Annotated in this window: 15 protein-coding genes; 9 read left to right on the forward strand and 6 right to left on the reverse strand. The window is 37.0% G+C overall.

Translation table 11 applies throughout. From position 1 onward, the window contains the following. Nucleotides 1–2: 2 nt before the first annotated feature. Nucleotides 3–1,337 (reverse strand): DNA/RNA non-specific endonuclease, encoded by a 1,335-nt coding sequence (locus DUT68_RS00965; RefSeq protein ID WP_113634911.1) that lies wholly within the window; start codon nucleotides 1,335–1,337, stop codon nucleotides 3–5. A gap of 305 nt (nucleotides 1,338–1,642) precedes the next feature. On the opposite strand from DUT68_RS00965, the gene DUT68_RS00970 reads away from it, so the two are divergent. From DUT68_RS00970 to DUT68_RS00995, 6 genes are all read left to right on the forward strand, one after another. Further along, entirely contained in the window at nucleotides 1,643–3,319 is a 1,677-nt protein-coding gene (locus DUT68_RS00970) for a glycoside hydrolase family 28 protein (RefSeq protein ID WP_113634913.1), read from the forward strand. After that, complete coding sequence (locus tag DUT68_RS00975; RefSeq protein WP_113634915.1) at nucleotides 3,319–5,262, forward strand: glycoside hydrolase family 88 protein; 1,944 nt, start codon at nucleotides 3,319–3,321, stop codon at nucleotides 5,260–5,262. Before DUT68_RS00970 ends, DUT68_RS00975 begins: the two co-directional genes overlap by 1 nt. 50 nt (nucleotides 5,263–5,312) lie before the next feature. Beyond that, complete coding sequence (gene pelA, locus DUT68_RS00980) at nucleotides 5,313–6,341, forward strand: pectate lyase (protein WP_113634916.1); 1,029 nt, start codon at nucleotides 5,313–5,315, stop codon at nucleotides 6,339–6,341. Nucleotides 6,342–6,790: 449 nt separating this feature from the next. Continuing rightward, complete coding sequence (locus DUT68_RS00985; RefSeq protein ID WP_113634918.1) at nucleotides 6,791–7,321, forward strand: hypothetical protein; 531 nt, start codon at nucleotides 6,791–6,793, stop codon at nucleotides 7,319–7,321. Between the two features lie 165 nt (nucleotides 7,322–7,486). Then, on the forward strand, nucleotides 7,487–8,035 hold the full coding sequence (locus DUT68_RS00990) for a DUF3347 domain-containing protein (protein ID WP_113634919.1): 549 nt from the start codon (nucleotides 7,487–7,489) through the stop codon (nucleotides 8,033–8,035). 115 nt (nucleotides 8,036–8,150) lie between these two features. After that, nucleotides 8,151–9,419, forward strand: coding sequence for a citrate synthase (locus DUT68_RS00995; RefSeq protein WP_113634921.1), 1,269 nt, complete (start codon nucleotides 8,151–8,153; stop codon nucleotides 9,417–9,419). 382 nt (nucleotides 9,420–9,801) lie between these two features. Here DUT68_RS00995 and DUT68_RS01000 read toward each other — a convergent pair whose 3' ends face one another. The 5 genes from DUT68_RS01000 to DUT68_RS01020 all read right to left on the reverse strand — a co-directional run bounded on the left by DUT68_RS01000 (nucleotide 9,802) and on the right by DUT68_RS01020 (nucleotide 14,939). After that, entirely contained in the window at nucleotides 9,802–10,875 is a 1,074-nt protein-coding gene (locus DUT68_RS01000; RefSeq protein ID WP_113634922.1) for a DUF3667 domain-containing protein, read from the reverse strand. Between the two features lie 18 nt (nucleotides 10,876–10,893). Beyond that, nucleotides 10,894–12,279 (reverse strand): nucleoside permease, encoded by a 1,386-nt coding sequence (locus tag DUT68_RS01005; RefSeq protein WP_113634924.1) that lies wholly within the window; start codon nucleotides 12,277–12,279, stop codon nucleotides 10,894–10,896. A gap of 193 nt (nucleotides 12,280–12,472) precedes the next feature. Continuing rightward, the gene (locus DUT68_RS01010; protein ID WP_113634926.1) at nucleotides 12,473–13,096 is read right to left on the reverse strand and encodes a bifunctional nuclease family protein; all 624 of its coding nucleotides are present in this window, start codon (nucleotides 13,094–13,096) and stop codon (nucleotides 12,473–12,475) included. A 59-nt stretch (nucleotides 13,097–13,155) separates the two neighbouring features. Continuing rightward, entirely contained in the window at nucleotides 13,156–14,124 is a 969-nt protein-coding gene (locus DUT68_RS01015) for an electron transfer flavoprotein subunit alpha/FixB family protein (RefSeq protein WP_113634927.1), read from the reverse strand. Nucleotides 14,125–14,201: 77 nt separating this feature from the next. Beyond that, nucleotides 14,202–14,939 (reverse strand): electron transfer flavoprotein subunit beta/FixA family protein, encoded by a 738-nt coding sequence (locus DUT68_RS01020; RefSeq protein WP_113634929.1) that lies wholly within the window; start codon nucleotides 14,937–14,939, stop codon nucleotides 14,202–14,204. 185 nt (nucleotides 14,940–15,124) lie between these two features. On the opposite strand from DUT68_RS01020, the gene DUT68_RS01025 reads away from it, so the two are divergent. The 3 genes from DUT68_RS01025 to DUT68_RS01035 all read left to right on the forward strand — a co-directional run bounded on the left by DUT68_RS01025 (nucleotide 15,125) and on the right by DUT68_RS01035 (nucleotide 17,717). Next, complete coding sequence (locus DUT68_RS01025; protein ID WP_113634930.1) at nucleotides 15,125–15,460, forward strand: tetratricopeptide repeat protein; 336 nt, start codon at nucleotides 15,125–15,127, stop codon at nucleotides 15,458–15,460. 259 nt (nucleotides 15,461–15,719) lie between these two features. After that, nucleotides 15,720–16,919 carry a chromate efflux transporter gene (chrA, locus tag DUT68_RS01030; RefSeq protein ID WP_237088228.1) on the forward strand — a complete coding sequence of 400 codons (1,200 nt, stop codon included), beginning with the start codon at nucleotides 15,720–15,722 and terminating at the stop codon, nucleotides 16,917–16,919. A gap of 51 nt (nucleotides 16,920–16,970) precedes the next feature. Further along, nucleotides 16,971–17,717, forward strand: a complete 747-nt coding sequence (locus DUT68_RS01035; protein ID WP_237088229.1) for an LOG family protein — start codon at nucleotides 16,971–16,973, stop codon at nucleotides 17,715–17,717. The last annotated feature ends 101 nt before the right edge of the window (nucleotides 17,718–17,818 follow it).

A 17,818-nucleotide genomic window follows, 5' to 3' on the forward strand; every position in this document is an offset into this window, starting at 1 on the left:
TATTACTGGTTGTCAATCTTTTCAAGCAAAATATTTCTCAGGTTTGCACCTAACACTGAAAGAAACTGATATCCAGTTTTACTTTCGATGGTTTTGATATTTGTTCTGTAGTCTCTCCAGTTGCTGCCCACGGAGTTTTCGTTAGGTATAAATACGGCAATAATTCTTGTATTGTTATTGATTCTGCTGAGGTCGTCATCGCCCAAAGGCAACACTAAAATAATTTTCCAAACGGCATTAGGTACGGTAATTTTCCCCGATTGCAAACTGTAAGTAATTCCTCCCTGGCTGCCTGTTCCACCGCTTCCAAAAGTACCAGAAATGATATAAGCTTCGTTGCCCGCTTTAACTAAGGTTCGGGTATAGTCTTCCAAGTTTGCCCAAACAACTTGGTTGTTCCTCGGTGCTTGCGGCACCATGTTAGTCATCAAAAACGTAGCCGAATTAGCTTCGGTAGTTGAAGTCCGATCTGCAGAAGGGCACATGTGGCCCCTGTCAAATCCAGAACCAGAATAGCTGCTGCTTTGTACAATAAACCAATTATTTGGTAGCAAGGTGTTTGCTCTAAAGTCGTCTTGTCGTTTGGCGGTACCTAAATCTTTTTCTTCCAAATGCCAGCTAACCCAATTAGGAATTCCCTTACTACTGTTGTAAGAGCTTATGTAATACGGTTGTTCTAGCAAATAATTTTCGAAATTAACTACATCATAAGTGGCATTGCTAGGATTGCCAAGTAAAATGTGGTTAACGGTTTGGTTGCTAGCTGAGCCTTGCGAACCTGTTGTTAATCCCGTTACTAAAAAATCGTCGATGTTAATTCTGTTTGAATTCCCATCAACCTTTAAGATTTTAAATCTTATTTCTCCGGAAATATTTAGCTTTAATTCCAGCTTATTTAGCGATACGTTATTTGCTAATATTGTATCACTTAGGGCTTTCCAATCATCATCTCCGGCTACGCTATACAAAACAATAAACTTACCGTCCGCATCGTCTCCATATTTCGCATATTTTAAGCTTACATATTTGATAGTGGCGGAAGTTTTAAAGTTGCTGTAGATATAACCATTATTTCTTAGTCGGACCGCATTCAAACCATTTTTAGCATCGCCAGCTAAATTTCCAATCAATGCATCGTTAAAAATCCAGCTCCCCGAATTAAGTTGCACTTCAGCTTCTGAATAAGATGATTTAGTTCCCTTTTCAAAATTTTCGTCAATAATTTGAATAGGGGAACTCTCATTTACAGCAGGATTTTCATCTTTTTTACAAGCAATGCCGTTTAAACTAAGTAAGGATAAGATGGTAATATAACCGAAGAATTTTGCTTTCAACATCTAGTAACTTTTCTTGAATAGAGTTAGCATAGATGTGGGCTAAAACTAATAAAAAGTTTGGAATTATATGAGCTTTTAATGTACAACCTATCGCCTACAAATAAGCAACTTGTAACATCCGCTTTACATGCAACAATTTGGGAACGTTTGCACAGTTATTTTCGAGCTTTTAGTTCGTTTAATGGCCTAAACTGTGTAGACTTGTTATTGAATGTTGCTAGGCAATTTAGTTTTGAATAGTCAATTTTTATGATGTTACGATACCTATTAAAAACGTAACGTATTAAACTAACCAATATAAATACATGGATAAGAAGAAAATTGTAGCTTCCATTTTTGCATTACTCATTGCAGTACCAACTATAGTTTCGGCGCAAACCGCTAAAAAACCATATTCTTTTAACAATTTACCGGTTATTGCTAAAACTTCTTTCAAGAAGGATACTTTTAATATTGTTAATTATGGCGCTAAAAGTGATGGGATTACATTGGTAACAAAAAATATTAATGATGCCATTACAGCTTGTAATAAAAAAGGTGGCGGCGTTGTGCTGATTCCTAAAGGGCTGTGGATTACCGGTCCAATAGAGCTAAAGAGCAATGTGAATTTGCATCTGCAGAAAAATGCTATGTTGCAATTTACCCGCGATTTTAACCAGTATCCCCTAGTTAAAAGCAACTGGGAAGGTTTGCCGCAAATGCGTAATCAATCTCCGCTTTGGGCAACTAACCAAACCAATATTGCGGTTACTGGATATGGTATCATCGACGGCGGTGGCGATGCTTGGCGAATGGTGAAAAAAAGCAAGTTAACCGAAACGCAGTGGAAAACATTAGTGGCATCTGGAGGGGTGCTTTCTGAAGATAAAAAAACGTGGTATCCCTCACAAAAGAGCTTAGAAGGTTCAAAAATCAAGGGTAATCCTGGAGAAATTAAAGCAGATAAGGATGCTGCTTATTATGAATCGTTAAAAGATTTTTTCCGTCCTAATTTATTGGTATTTACATCTTGTAAAAAAGTACTATTGGAAGGCGTTACGTTTCAAAACTCGGCAGCTTGGAATATTCACCCATTAATGTGCGAGGATTTAACAGTGAGAAACGTGTACGCAAAAAACCCTTGGTATGCACAAAATGGCGATGGTATTGACATCGAATCTTGCAAAAACGTACTGATAGAAAATAGCACTTTCGACGTAGGCGACGATGGAATCTGTATTAAATCTGGAAGAGATGCTTGGGGACGTAAAAGGGCAATGCCTACAGAAAATGTCATCATCAGAAACAGCACAGTGTATCACGCACATGGTGGCTTCGTTATCGGTAGTGAAATGAGTGGTGGCGCAAAAAACATCTTCGTTTCCGACTGTACGTTTATTGGCACCGATATCGGATTGCGTTTCAAAACTACCAGAGGTAGGGGCGGCGTTGTAGAGAATATTCACATCAAAAATATCAACATGATGGATATTCCGGGCGAAGCCATATTGTTTGATATGTATTACGCAGCCGTGGATCCGATTGCCTTAGTAGGTGATCAGCGTGAAGCGCCAAAAGTAGAAATGTTGCCTGTTACTGAAGAAACACCTGTATTTAAAGACTTTTTTATTGATAACGTAGTTTGCGATGGAGCGGATAAGGCCATATTTGTACGTGGCTTGCCTGAAATGAGCATCGCTAATATCAATCTAAGTAATATTAATATCAAAGCTGCTAAAGGTATTGACATTCAGGAGGGTAAAACAATTAATTTAACTAATATTAAACTTACCATTGAGCATGGCAATCCTTTAATTAACATACAAAATGCAAATGGTGTTAATCTAAAAAACATCAGCTACAATAGCGCCGATTTGTTGTTCAGAATCAGTGGTGATAGAAACAGCAATATTAAAACTACTGGATTAGACGTTTCTAAAGCGCAAAAACAAGCTGAATTTTTAAATGGTGCTCAAGAAAAATCACTTCAAATCGCTAAATAATGAAAAAGCTTTTTAAACACGGAGCAGTTGGAGCCGCTTTTGTTGTCGCATCGTTAAATGCTGTTTCGCAAGTGAAACCTACCTTGCCGCTTTCTCAACAAATGGCGTCTACGGTGATGGAAATCTGGAAAGATTCACTGAACCTTAACCCAGAAGTGCCCAAAAAAGTTAAATGGGCTTACGATCAAGGTGTAGTTTTAGAAGGAATAGATGCCATTTGGCGTAGAACTGGCAATGGTGAATACTTTAAGTACATGCAAAAAAGCATGGATTTTTTTGTAACCAAAGAGGGCAATATCGAGCGTTATAAACAAAGTGATTATAATATCGATAACGTTAAAAATGGAAAAATCCTGCTCGATTTATATAAAGTAACTGGTCAAAAGAAATATTTTACTGCTGCTACAGCGTTATGGGAGCAGCTAAAACAACACCCAAGAACCAAAGAGGGTGGTTTTTGGCACAAAAAGGTTTATCCTTACCAAATGTGGTTGGATGGGCTTTACATGGGACAACCCTTTTACGCGGAGTATGCTGCTCTTGTGAAAGATGATAAGGCTTTTGATGACATTGCAAATCAGTTTGTGTGGATGGAGAAACATGCAAGAGACTCAAAAACTGGTTTACTTTACCATGGTTGGGATGAGTCGAAAGCTGAAGCTTGGGCAAATAAAACCACTGGTCAATCGCCAAATTTTTGGGCAAGGGCCATGGGTTGGTACGGCATGGCTATGGTTGATGTATTGGACAACTTCCCTCAAAATCATCCAAGAAGAAAAGAAATTTTAGCAATCTTGGGCCGTTTTGCTCAAGCAGTACAAAAAGTTCAAGATCCAAAAACAGGCTTATGGTTTGATGTTTTGGATAAACCAAACGGGAAAGGAAATTACGTAGAAGCTTCTGCCTCTAGCATGTTTGTATATACTTTCGCTAAAGCGGTTAGAAACGGCTGGTTGCCGGCAACTTATTTCAGTGTTGCCGATAAGGGATACAACGGCATTAAAAAGCAGTTTGTTGAGCAGCGGGCAGCAGGTCAAGTTAACTTAAAGGGAACAGTGGAAGTTTCCGGATTGGGAGGCAAGCCTTACCGAGATGGCAGCTACGAATATTATGTGAGCGAAAAAGTAATTACCAACGATCCAAAGGGAGTTGGTGCATTTTTACTTGCTGCTAATGAGATGGAAATAGCACAAACGCCTAAAGTTGGCAAAAATAAAACTGTAGTTTTAGATTCATATTTCAATAATGAAGTAAAGAAAGATCAAAGTGGCAATGATCTTTCTTGGCACTACAAATGGGAAGAGCGTGCTAATGGTGGATTTTCCTTTTGGGCTGAGCAATTCGAAAATTCAGGGTTCAAAACCAAAACTTTATATCAGGCACCTACTTTAACCAATTTAAAAAACGCTGCCGTTTATATCATCGTTGATCCTGATTTCGAAAAAGAAAATCCGAAGCCAAATTTCATTTCTTCAACGGATATTCAACAAATTTCTGCTTGGGTTAAAGCAGGTGGCGTATTGGTTTTAATGGGGAATGATGCAGCAAATGTAGAGCTAGAAAACTTCAATAAGCTAGCTAATGTATTTTGTGTTCATTTTAATGGAGATAGCAAGGGGACCGTTCCTGTACCGACAAATTTTGAAACAGCAAAAGTGGTGGTGTCAGCTGGAAATAGCATTTTCAAACCTAAGGATTTATTTATCAAAGAGTACAGCAGCCTCAAGTTAACAGGAAATGCCAAAGCGGTGTTGAAGGATAAAGACGGAGATAATGTAATGTCGGTAACTAAATTCGGTAAAGGTACCGTATTCGTAATTGGCGATCCATGGTTATATAACGAATATGTAGATGGACGCAAAATACCTGCGAATTACGAAAATTATCAAGCTGCTCAAGAATTAATTAATTGGTTGGCAAAACAAACCATCGACAAAAAATAGTAGTCGCAAGATCTTTAGCAATGTTTTAGCCAAACTCAAAACAGCACAACATGAAAAATATCATTTATATACTAGTAGTTTGCATGCTTGCTTTAAGTAGCTGCGCAACAGCGCAAAATGTTTCAAAATCAGATGTTAAAACAGATAGCATTGCCGATAAAATGTTGGTTTACCAGCTAAGCAATGGTGGTTGGCCTAAACAGTTAGAGGATAAAAGCGTTGTGAAATATGAGTATCCGCTTACCAAGGAATTGCTTTCGAAAATTAAAGCAACCTCTCCGTTGCATGCCACTATTGATAACAATGCAACATCTAGAGAAATTAATGCGCTGGTTTTAGCTTATAAAAACACCAATAATCCTGCTTATTTAAAGGCAGCGGAAAATGGAATAGAATATTTGTTAATGGCTCAATATGCCAACGGTGGGTGGCCGCAATATTATCCTGATAAAAGCAGTTATAGGGCAGAAATTACCTATAATGATAATGCAATGATTAACGCATTAACGGTAATGTTAAATATTGTTGATAGAACTAATGGTTTTGAAGTAGTAGATGCCAAATATATTCCCAAAGCAGAAAGTGCCGTAAAACGGGGCATATCTTGTATCCTGAAAACCCAAGTTGTACAGAACGGCAAAAAAACAATTTGGGCTGCACAATATGATGAAAATACATTGCAACCAGCTAAAGCAAGAGCTTTTGAGCCAGCGTCATTAAGTACAAGTGAATCTGTTGGTGTGGTTCGGTTTTTAATGAAGCTTAAAAATCCATCCGTTGAAATTAAAGACGCCATTAAAAATGCAATTGAATGGTTTGAAAGCACTAAAATAGTTGGCTTTAAGTACGATAAGATTGGCGACAAGGATAAAGGCCTGGTGCCTAACGCAGAAGCCGTAAGCTGGGCAAGATTTTACGATTTCAATACCAATAAGCCAATTTTTGGTGATAGGGACAATTCCATTAAAGATAGGGTAGAAGACATCAGTCAAGAACGCAGGAACGGTTATGCTTGGTATGGTACATTTGCTCAAAATTTATTAGCTAAAGAATATCCAAAGTGGTTAAAGGCTAATTAAATTTATTAAACATTATAAACTTAATTAATATCATAAAAACCAGACTTAAACTAAAGTCTGGTTTTTTTGCTAATTGACTTGCTATTGCTGTATCATCTCTCTTTTTTAAGTATCAGCTTTTACAAGTTCCATTAATGTATAATCTTAAAGCGAACTTTCTTAATTCATTTTACGTAATGCTGCGAGTGTATAATTTACACTCAACTATGCAATTGTAACAGATTTGTTCAGTTTTTAGTACATTTCATTTCAGTTGTGCCATCTACTCAAAACATCGTTGATTTAATTGTTTTACTCTTATAAGTTGTTGTTTGTTAGTTTTTTATAGATGTCTCCTTTAAACTATTTCGTCAAATGGCATGTTGTTTGAACTTTAGCCTGCAGTTGCAAGCATCAACTAGCAACCCATAAAAATTAAAACGACTATCAAAAAATTAACAAAAAAAACAATGAAAAAGTATACTAAATCAATAGCGGCTGCAGTAGCTGCACTAGCTATTTTCGTAACAACAAATGTTAACGCTCAAACTGCTTCTGAACCTACAAATCCTTCACGTCAGAAATTAGGTATCGGATTAAATTTAGGTGTGCCAACTCAAGACGGTTATAGTTTTGCAATTGGTGGTGATATCCGCTACCAAGTTGATTTGGACAGACAATTATCTATTCCAATTACAGCTGGTTACACTAACATCTCTCTTAAAGATGAATTTGGCGGCGGAAGTTTTGGATACATTCCAGCAAAAGCAGGTTTAAAATATTTCTTTAGTACTTCTGGTGCTGGTGCTTATGCATTAGCTGAAGCTGGTGCTGCTTTCGGTACTAACAAAGGTGCAGGTACATCCTTTGTATATTCACCTGCTGTTGGTTACGCTTGGGATAATGGTTTCGATCTTGGCGTTAAATATGAAGGTTTAGCTAAAGACGGAATGAACAACGGTTACGTTGGTTTACGTTTAGCTTATGGGTTCAAACTTTAAGCTTTAGTTAACAAATTATAATCGTAATATAATATTACTTAGCTCCGATAATTTTATCGGGGCTTTTTTTGTGTTTTTAGAATAATAAATGCTATTTTGACCACAAAACAGAACATATACGACAACGGTGTGCTCTACCAAATATCTAGTTAAAATTAACCGCATATGAAAAGTAAAAAATACATTGTTTTGGTTTTGCTGGCTACATCAGCCTTATTTGCGTGTAATAGCAATAACAAAACCATCGAGTTGCACGACAGTACTCAAGTAGCTAATGCTGGTGATACAACTGTTGCTACTGATTTGGCGTTTAAAAACGATACGCTTAAAAATATTTACGCAAGTTATACTAATTTGAAAGATGCGCTGGTCGCTACCAAGGCCAGTGAGGCTAAGTTGGCCGCAAATGGTTTAGCCACAGCATTAAAGGGTTTTGCAGGTTGCGAAAGTGCAGCAAACATAGCCAGTAAAATCAGTGCTGCTACTGATATAAAAGTACAACGTGCTGCATTTAATGATTTGAATGTAGAGTTAATCCCAGTGTTTAAACACGCTGCGCTAACTGCTGGAACTATTTACGTTCAGCATTGCCCAATGGCAAATAACGGCGACGGTGCCGACTGGTTATCCTCAGCTAAAAAAATACAAAACCCTTACTATGGCGATGAAATGATGGAGTGCGGTAGAGTAGCGGAAGAAATAAAAGGTAAATAGCCTGTATTAAAAGTGCATTAGAATTGTTAAAATATATGTAACAAGTCTATAATTGTACCGGCCAAATTTTAATAAAAGAAAATAACTACTTATAATTATATAAAATTTTAGATATATGTCAACTACTGCAGAAATTAAGATAGACGGACAAACCTACGAATTTCCGGTAATCACTGGAACTGAGGGAGAGAAAGCTATTGATATTTCAAAATTAAGAGACCTTACTGGTCACATTACGTTAGATTTTGGATATAAAAATACAGGTTCTACCAAAAGTGCGATCACCTTTTTAGATGGTGAGCAGGGAATCTTAAAGTATCGTGGATACCCTATTGAAGAGCTTGCCGAAAAGGCTTCATTTTTAGAAGTTGCCTATTTGTTGATTTATGGCGAACTTCCTTCGGCAGAAACTTTGGAGAAATTCCAAAAAGACATCAGCATGCATACCTTGATTCATGAGGATATGAAGAAATTTTTTGATGGTTATCCGTCAAAATCGCATCCTATGGCGCAATTATCTTCATTGGTATGTTCATTATCTACATTTTATCCTGAAAGTTTAGAAGCCAACCAATCCGACGAGGAGAAAGATCTTACTATCATTAAAATGTTAGCGAAGATGACAACCATCGTGGCTTTCATTTATAAAAAATCATTAGGTCACCCGCTAATCTATCCAAAAAATAAATACGATTACATTACCAATTATTTGTGGATGACTTTCGGTCAGCGTACCGAAGATTTTGAACCTAATCCAGTGGTGGTGAGTGCAATGAACAAATTATTGATTCTTCATGCTGATCATGAGCAAAATTGTTCAACATCAACAGTAAGAATTGTAGGTTCATCAGACTGTAACTTATATGCGTCAATTTCTGCAGGTATTTCTGCCCTTTGGGGTCCATTACACGGTGGTGCTAACCAAGCTGTAATTGAAATGCTAGAAAAAATCAAAGCTGATGGCGGCGATACAGATAAATGGATTGCTAAAGCTAAGGACAAAAATGATCCTTTCCGTATGATGGGTTTTGGTCACCGTGTATACAAAAACTTCGATCCACGTGCTAAAATCATTAAAAAAGCTTGTGATGATATTTTAGAAAGCTTGGGAATCAACGATCCAGTATTGGAAATTGCTAAGAAATTAGAGCAAGCAGCACTAACAGATCAGTATTTCATTGATCGTAAATTGTACCCTAACGTGGATTTCTACTCGGGCATCATTTACAGAGCACTGGGTTTCCCATCTGAAATGTTTACCGTACTATTTGCATTGGGACGTCTTCCAGGATGGATTGCGCAATGGAAAGAAATGAGAAGTAATAAAGAGCCTATCGGCAGACCGCGTCAAATTTACGTTGGCGATGTAGATAAGCACATGTAATACAAGAACTCTCTTTACAACCAAATATAGTTGTTTAAGCCGGTGGATACCGGCTTTTTTTATGCCTTAATTTGGGTTTTAGAAGTGTAAGTTAGGTTTTCATATCTTCCGATAGTCCCGCTTTTCCCTACAATCTTTTTGGTAGGTATTACTATTATTTCACGTAGTAAATAGTTACCTGCCCAATACGTTATTCAAAACCTCAGCAATAACAAAAAGTATTTTCGGTACAATCGGGCTTAAATTGCAAAGTCCCTGCTAGTTAATTAGCACGTTATCAGCGCTTCCTCACCTTAACTCGTTAATGAGACATCGTTTTATATCTACGTTCGTAGCAATATAAGTCGCAAAAGCCAATAAAACTATGTTTTAATACAAGATATTATCCGCCGATAAAACTAATAGCGATAATACCTAGGAAGCAAATGGTCAACAAAATACTGTAGCAAAATCCTAGGAAGAACACTTTCAATACAGTGATCCATCTGCTGCTACCGTAAAAAGTTCGTAACGATCGATAAATATACCAGACGATATAAATTAAGCCTGCAAATTGTAGCCATGAGCTGATGTCCAAAACAAAACCGCTGAGCCAGCTGAGTGCCTTGATCAAAATAAAGCTTAAAAATAAGGCCGAGTGTGTATGAAAAGAATAAATTAGATGTTCATAATAAAATCTATGCTTCCTAACGTACACCAACTTTAAAATCAATGCAAATAAAGGCAACAATACGAACATCATTTTAGGAATGAATTTGATAATATCCTCTTGAATTTTCTTTTTAGGATCCGGATAATTATTAAACTGTATACTCTTTTTAGTAAAATAGTTTACAATGAAATTATCTCGTTTTTCTTTTGGTAAAGCACGTTGTTTCTTTTCATAGTCTTCTACCGTTTTCTCTTCGGAAAACATATCAAAATTTCCTTTTTTAAATTGAGCGGAGTCAATTTTTAAAGATGCATGTCCGTTAGCCTTAATTTCTGCTTTAACTTCATTGATGATACTGTCTTTTTTTGATCTACTGATTGGTAGATATCTCAGTATTTGTTTAACATCGGCAACATCATCAATTTCAACTGAATCTTGTTGTATCTCTTGAGCAACCTTAGCTACTGATTTTTCTTCATGTTTCTTTTTCTCGCTGCCACTAAATATCAAAATGAAAAATACGATACTGATGAAAATGTAAAGCTTTATTGGATGAAGAAATGACACCCTTTTTCCTGCCACATAATCTACCGTAAGCTTTCCAGGTTTAAAAAGTAGCGGTTTAATAGTGCCGAAAAATTTGTGCTCAAAGTGGAAATAATCTGCAATAGCATGAGTAATCATGTGCAGCGCATCTTCTTTCAACTCAATGTTTTCCTGTCCACAATGCGGACAGTAAGTTTCTTCAACGTCGTGACCACAATTTAAACAGTTTTTCTCTTTCCTAAGCTTTACGGATGACATCGGAACGTAATGATAATATTAGTGACTTATTTTATTGATTGCTTCTTCTTCGGCTCTGGTATGTTTGTGCTTAAACATTACTGCAAAAAGCACAGTTATAATTAGCGCATAAATCGTGAATGACAGCCAAATGTGTTGCCAGTCTTTCATGAATAGGGCATTATCAAAACTACCGTTGGCAGACATAGTAATGCCTTGGCTTTTTATGAATGAAAGTAAGTGTGTATTATCGGTGCTTGAATCAACATAGCTAGCAACTTCATTTACATTGGTAAAAGATTTTGTAAAGTATTTATCAATCATCCAGCCCGAAATTAAGCTTCCGAAAACGGCACCAAAACCGTTAGTCATCATCATAAATAAGCCCTGGGCAGATGACCTAGTTTTAGGGGTAGTGGAAGTTTCAACGAATAAGGAGCCAGAAATATTGAAAAAATCAAATGCCATACCATATACAATACAAGAAAGAACAATCATCCATAAATTACCTGAAGGATCACCATAGGCGAACAAGCCGAAACGGAAAACCCAGGCTAACATGGCAATAATCATTACTTTTTTAATTCCAAAACGCTTAAGAAAAAATGGAATAGCCAAAATGAAAAGCGTTTCCGAAACTTGCGATATGGACATAATAATGGTAGAATATTTTACTACAAATGAATCAGCATATTTTGGAAAGTGCTTAAACTCATCTAAAAAAACATCTCCATAAGCGTTAGTAAGCTGTAATGCGCCTCCTAAAAACATAGAAAAAATGAAGAAAAGCGCCATTTTATAGTTGGCAAAAAGTTTAAATGCACTTAAACCAAAAGTTTCCATGAAAGTTGCTTTTTCGGAAATTAACTTTGAGGGTTTACATTGAGGTAAACTAAATGCATAGATGCCAAGCGCTAAAGCACCTGCACCCGCAATATAAAATTGATAAGCTGATGCCTTACTTCCAGTAAGGTTAGTTACCCACATAGCTACGATAAAACCAATCGTCCCCCAAACTCTTATAGGAGGAAAATCCTTTACTACATCTAAATCACTTGATTTAAGGGTAGTGTAAGAAATCGAGTTACTAAGGGAAATGGTTGGCATGTAAAAACACATGGCCAGTAGCATCGTCCAAAAAAATGAATTGGGGCTTTCCACTTGCGGGATATAAAATAGAACAGCTGCGTATAAAATGTGAAGTATGGCATAAAGTTTCTCGGCATTGATCCATTTATCAGCAATAATCCCGGTTAGGGTAGGCATAAACAGAGATGCAAAGCCCATAGTGGCGAAAATGGCTCCAAATTGAGTTCCGTCCCATTGTTTGGTGCCAAACCAATAGTTTGCGATAGTAATTAGCCAAGCGCCCCACACAAAAAATTGCATGAAGCTCATGATCGTTAAGCGCAGCTTTATATTCATAAATAATTTTATGTTTTGGTTGTTAGTTTTAAAGGTTTGAAGATAAGGTTTTTTTTAAAATTGACACAGATGCGTAACAATTATTTGAAATGGAAAAATCCATTCTTTGCCAGCACAAGGAATTTTTAAGATAGTTTGATAAACCTTTTGATGAAAACGACCGAAAATTTAAGGACTAAATAAAAAATGCAGGTTATTTACCTGCATTTCTTCTATTAATTTCATCTCGTATTCTTGCTGCCTTTTCATAGGCCTCATCAGCAAGTGCTTTTTCGAGTTTGTTATGTAACTCTTCAATAGTTAAACTTTGATAGCCCGATACTGGGGTAGGTGCCGGCGCACTTTCTTCAACGGAAGAACTACTGCTGGTAATACCTTCCATATTTTCTAAAAACAGGAAATCATTACCTTCTATTACAATACCAGCAGAAGCCAGTATAAATTCATAAGTGTAAATCACCGCGTTGAATCTAACAGCAATGGCTATTGCATCCGACGTACGGGCGTCAATTTCAATTTGTTCGCCGTCTTTACTACACATCAATTTGGCAAAAAATACACCGTCAACCAAATTGTAAATCAGTACTTCAGTGATTTCTACCTGATAGGCTTGTGCAAACGACTTGAATAAATCATGTGTAAGCGGTCGGGTAGGAGACATTTTTTCAATTTCGATGGCAATAGCCTGTGCCTCAAACGCTCCAATAATGATTGGCAATCGGCGCCTGCCATTAACTTCTCCCAACACTAATGCATAAGCTCCAGATTGTGTTTGGCTATACGATAGTCCTACTATATCGAGTTTTACTTTCTTCATAGTTGATATTGCAACCTGGGCTGCTAATAATAAATTAACAGCCCAAGCAGCAGATATGTTTACCCTTTGTGTGCTTTTAAAGCCGAAATAATTTTTGGCACAACCTCAAAGGCATCACCAACTATACCGTAGTCAGCTACTTTAAAGAAAGGAGCTTCTGGATCTTTATTGATTACTACAATTACTTTAGACGAGCTAACGCCAGCTAAGTGTTGGATAGCGCCCGAAATACCAATAGCGATGTATAAATTAGGGCTAATAGCGATACCCGTTTGTCCTACGTGTTCTGAGTGTGGTCTCCAATCAGCATCTGAAACTGGCTTAGAGCAAGCTGTTGCTGCACCCAATAAATCGGCTAGTTCTTCAACCATGCCCCAGTTTTCAGGTCCTTTTAAACCTCTACCGCCAGATACTACAAGTTCTGCATCAGGAAGCGATACTTTATTGGTAGCTCTTACTATTTCTTTAACTATCGCAGCTAAATCAGTTGATTTTACTTCAGGGCTAAAAGCTTCTATAGTAGCCGTAGTTGCATTTTCTTTAACACCAAACGAGTTAGGGTTAAGCGCAATCACTTTATTTGCTGAAGTTAACGTCGTAATAGCGAAAGCCTTGCCAGAAAAAGCAGTTTTTTTAACTGAAAAACCACCTTCATTTGTCGGTAATTCAACAGCACCATCAATTAAGCCTGCTTTAAGTTTTACCGCAATACGTGGTGCTAAACCTTTGCCCGAAAACGAGTTAGATAAAACAACAATGTTTGCACCTTCCTTAGTAGCAGCTTCGGCAATTACCGCTGCATAAGCTTGGTTCACAAAATTTTGAAGTTGGTCTGTCTCAACTTTCAATACTTTGCTTGCACCATATTTTCCAAGTTCATTAAGTTCACTTTCTGCTACATTGCCAATTGAAATGGCCGTTAAGCTAGTTCCTTGCTGATCGGCAATTGCTTTTGCATAAGAAACTGCTTCATAAACAGATTTTTTGAACTTTCCTTCAACTTGTTCTACATATACTAATACTGACATGTTAATCTATTTGAAATCTCCCGAAGGAGAATGTTTGATACTTAGTTAATTATTGATTTTCAATTCGGTCCAATTGATTAAATCACTTTTGCTTCACTGTGCAACAAATCAATCAATTGCTCTGCACTTTCAGCAGGAATCAGCTTTACGGCGCCACGAGGTGCAGGAGTTTCAAACTTTGTGATCTTGCCAACTTCTTCTACCGCAACAGCGTCTACTACTTGCAAAGGTTTTGTTCTTGCCGACATAATTCCTCTCATATTTGGAATTTTAGCTTCAGCGGTTCCTTCTGCGCAGCTCGCTACAAACTTTCCACTCACGCTAACTACTTCTTTTCCACCTTCAATTTCTCTTTCAATGGTAGCGGTGTTGCCGTCGTAATCTAATTTTTTAATGATGGAGATAGAAGGGATGTCTAACAATTCGCCTACCATGGCAGCAACCTGCGAACCGTTGTAATCAATTGATTCTCTACCACATAAAATCATGTCAAAATCATTTGATTTCGCATAAGCAGCAATTTGATTTGCTACGAAATAAGCATCTCTAGGAGCTGCATTTACCCTAACTGCATCGTCAGCACCAATTGCCAACGCTTTTCTGATGGTCGGTTCAGTAGCAGCTTCGCCAACGTTAATTACGGTAACTGTACCCTTTCCGCCTTCACAAAGCTCAATAGCACGGGATAAGGCAATTTCATCATAAGGATTTACAATATATTGCACTCCGGCTGTATTGAATTCGGTATTGTCGCCCGTAAAAGTTATTTTTGTGGTGGTGTCGGGAACATTACTGATACAAACTAATATTTTCATAATACTTAAGTTAAATTGTTATGCTTGCATAATATATTTGCAATGTTATAGAATCTAAATCTATTTTCATAAAATTATTTAGAATTTATAAACAGATGATTTTTACGTTTGAAAGAACACCTTTGCAGATTATTATGTGGTTAAAATAAATTATACAAATTTAATTAAAAAAGCAGGGAATTAAAATGCAAAACCAGCGATTATCCAAATTGTTTGAATTTTTAGAAGCCGATCCAAACGATAGTTTTATCCTATACGCTATAGCAACCGAGTATAACGTATCTAACGATACTAGCAATGCTTTAAAATATTATCTTCAACTGACAGAAAAACATCCTGACTATGTTGGTACCTATTATCACTTAGGTAAATTGTACGAAAAATTGCAGCAAAAGGAAGAGGCAATTAGAATTTATCAAATAGGTATGCAGGCTGCAAGAAATAAAAGAGATATGCATGCGCTATCGGAATTGCAAGGCGCTTATAATAGTGCCGCTGGTTTAGATTACGAAGATGATTAGAAAGACACAATAGCTAATAATCAATAATCAAATTCCAATCATCAATGGACGATGAGCAATGATCGATAACAATAATCAATAATCAATAATCAAATTCCAATTATCAATGGACGATGAGCAATGATCGATAACAATAGTCAATAATCAATAATCAAATTCCAATCATCAATGGGCAATGAGCAATGATCAATAGCAACAATCAATGACTAATGAACTAATGAACCATTGAACTAATGAACCAATTTCAAATCTAATTCCCTTGGCTAAACGGCAATTGTTTTTTTTAAGAAACGTGTTCTTTTTTACCTTCACAGCATTTGGAGGTGCACAAGCACATTTGTCGTTATTGCTGCGCTATTTTGTAAATAACATCAATTTCGTAACCGAAGAGGAATTGTTGGAACTAAATGCTTTGGCACAGGTTTTACCGGGTCCGGCATCTACTCAAACTTTGGTTGGTATCGCTTACAAAGTAGGGGGCTTGAAACTTGCCATTGTCACTTTTCTTATCTGGATTTTACCTTCAGCGGCATTGATGACATTAGCCGCAGTTTGGTATTCATTATTAGACCAAAAGCACAAATTTGTAGAGATATTACAGTTTATTCATCCTATAGCGTTGGGCATTGTAGCGTACGGCGCTTTTAAATTAGGCCGAAAAGTACTTACCAATCAAGTATCTGTTTTTTTGGCTTTTGGTGCTTTGGTAGGTACGTTGGTGTTAAGGGAAGCCTACGTTTTTCCTTTAGCAATATTGATCGGAGGAATGGTGTCTTCTGCAATTGGTACGCCACACGAAGAAACCGAATTACGAGTGCGTTTATTTGCCAATGTCAACCCAAAAAAGCTCAGCTATTTTGTCGGTGTTTTACTGCTAATGGCAATTTTAGGGGCCATCATCAATCGTACATCACCTTTTAGTTTACCTATTAGGTTATTTGAAAATTTCTATCGCAACGGCATCTTTATTTTCGGAGGCGGACAGGTATTGGTACCTATGATGTTTACAGAATTTGTACAGATGAAGCATTACCTCGGTCAAACAGATTTCCTATCAGGTTTTGCATTTCAACAAATATTACCGGGCCCTACCTTTTCGTTCACTAGTTATATTGGTGCTTTGGGCATGAAGCATGGAAATTACGGTGTGGGCGGACAAATCATAGGTGGTATTTTAGCTGTTTTAGGCATCAACTTACCAGGATTAATTTTGGTGCTCTTCATCGTACCTTTTTGGAACGATTTAAAGAAAATTTCGAGAATAAAACACTCACTCTCTGGTATTAATGCGGTAAGTGTGGGTTTTATTATTGCCGCTTTTTTAATGTTACTCGCTCCAGTTGGGTTAAATTGGTTGTTTTTAGCAATTGTATTGGTGACTTTTCTAGTGCTGAATTTCACGAAAATTAGCCCTGCTTGGGTGATCATGGCTGGCGTAATTTTAGGATATATAATTTGATGTGGTATTAGTTTATCAGACTAACTAATATCGATTTAAAAGTAAATGAAGATGAATAAATTTGTTAAGGAAGAAGTTAGTTTTTTAAGAGGAGCTAGAACTCGTTGGCAGGAATTGAAATATGTTTTAGGTGTAGTTTATCAGTTTTACAAAGGATTTAGGAAACTACACTTTGTAGGGCCTTGCGTCACCGTTTTTGGTTCGGCACGTTTCAAAGAAGATCATCCATATTATGAAATGGCTAGAGAAGTTTCTGCTGAAATTTCAAAATTAGGCTTTGCCATCATGACTGGGGGTGGCCCTGGCATTATGGAAGCTGGAAATAGGGGAGCTAAAGACGCAGGCGGTTTATCGGTGGGTTGTAATATCGTTTTACCGCATGAACAACATGAAAACCCATATTTAGATACGTCCGTTAACATTGATTACTTTTTTGTTAGAAAAGAGCTTTTGAGGAAGTATTCGTATGCTTTTGTGGTGTTACCGGGAGGTTTTGGTACGTTAGATGAATTTTTTGAAACACTAACATTAATTCAAACTGGAAAGGTTGAAAAATTTCCTATTGTGATCATGGGAAAAGAATTTCATCAGCACATTTACGAACATGTGCAACTCATGATGAATCAAAAAACAATTAGTCCGGAAGATATGGATTTGCTTTTGTTTACTGATGATGTAAATGAAGTGGTTGCACACATTAGGAAATTCAAAGAAACTGCGCCAATATTTAAGCTGAAGTCGCCTAAAAAAGCTTGGTGGATTTTTGGTGAGCAAAAACCGGACGCTAAGGCGAGCTAGTTTTGATCAAAAAACTCTTTTTCCAGAAACACGAAGCAATCTAAAACGCTAAACTTGCCATAGCTTAAGGATTGCTTGGTGTCTCAAAATGATAAATCTCT

It is taken from the genome of Pedobacter zeaxanthinifaciens (assembly GCF_003313335.1).
GTDB lineage: Bacteria > Bacteroidota > Bacteroidia > Sphingobacteriales > Sphingobacteriaceae > Pedobacter > Pedobacter zeaxanthinifaciens.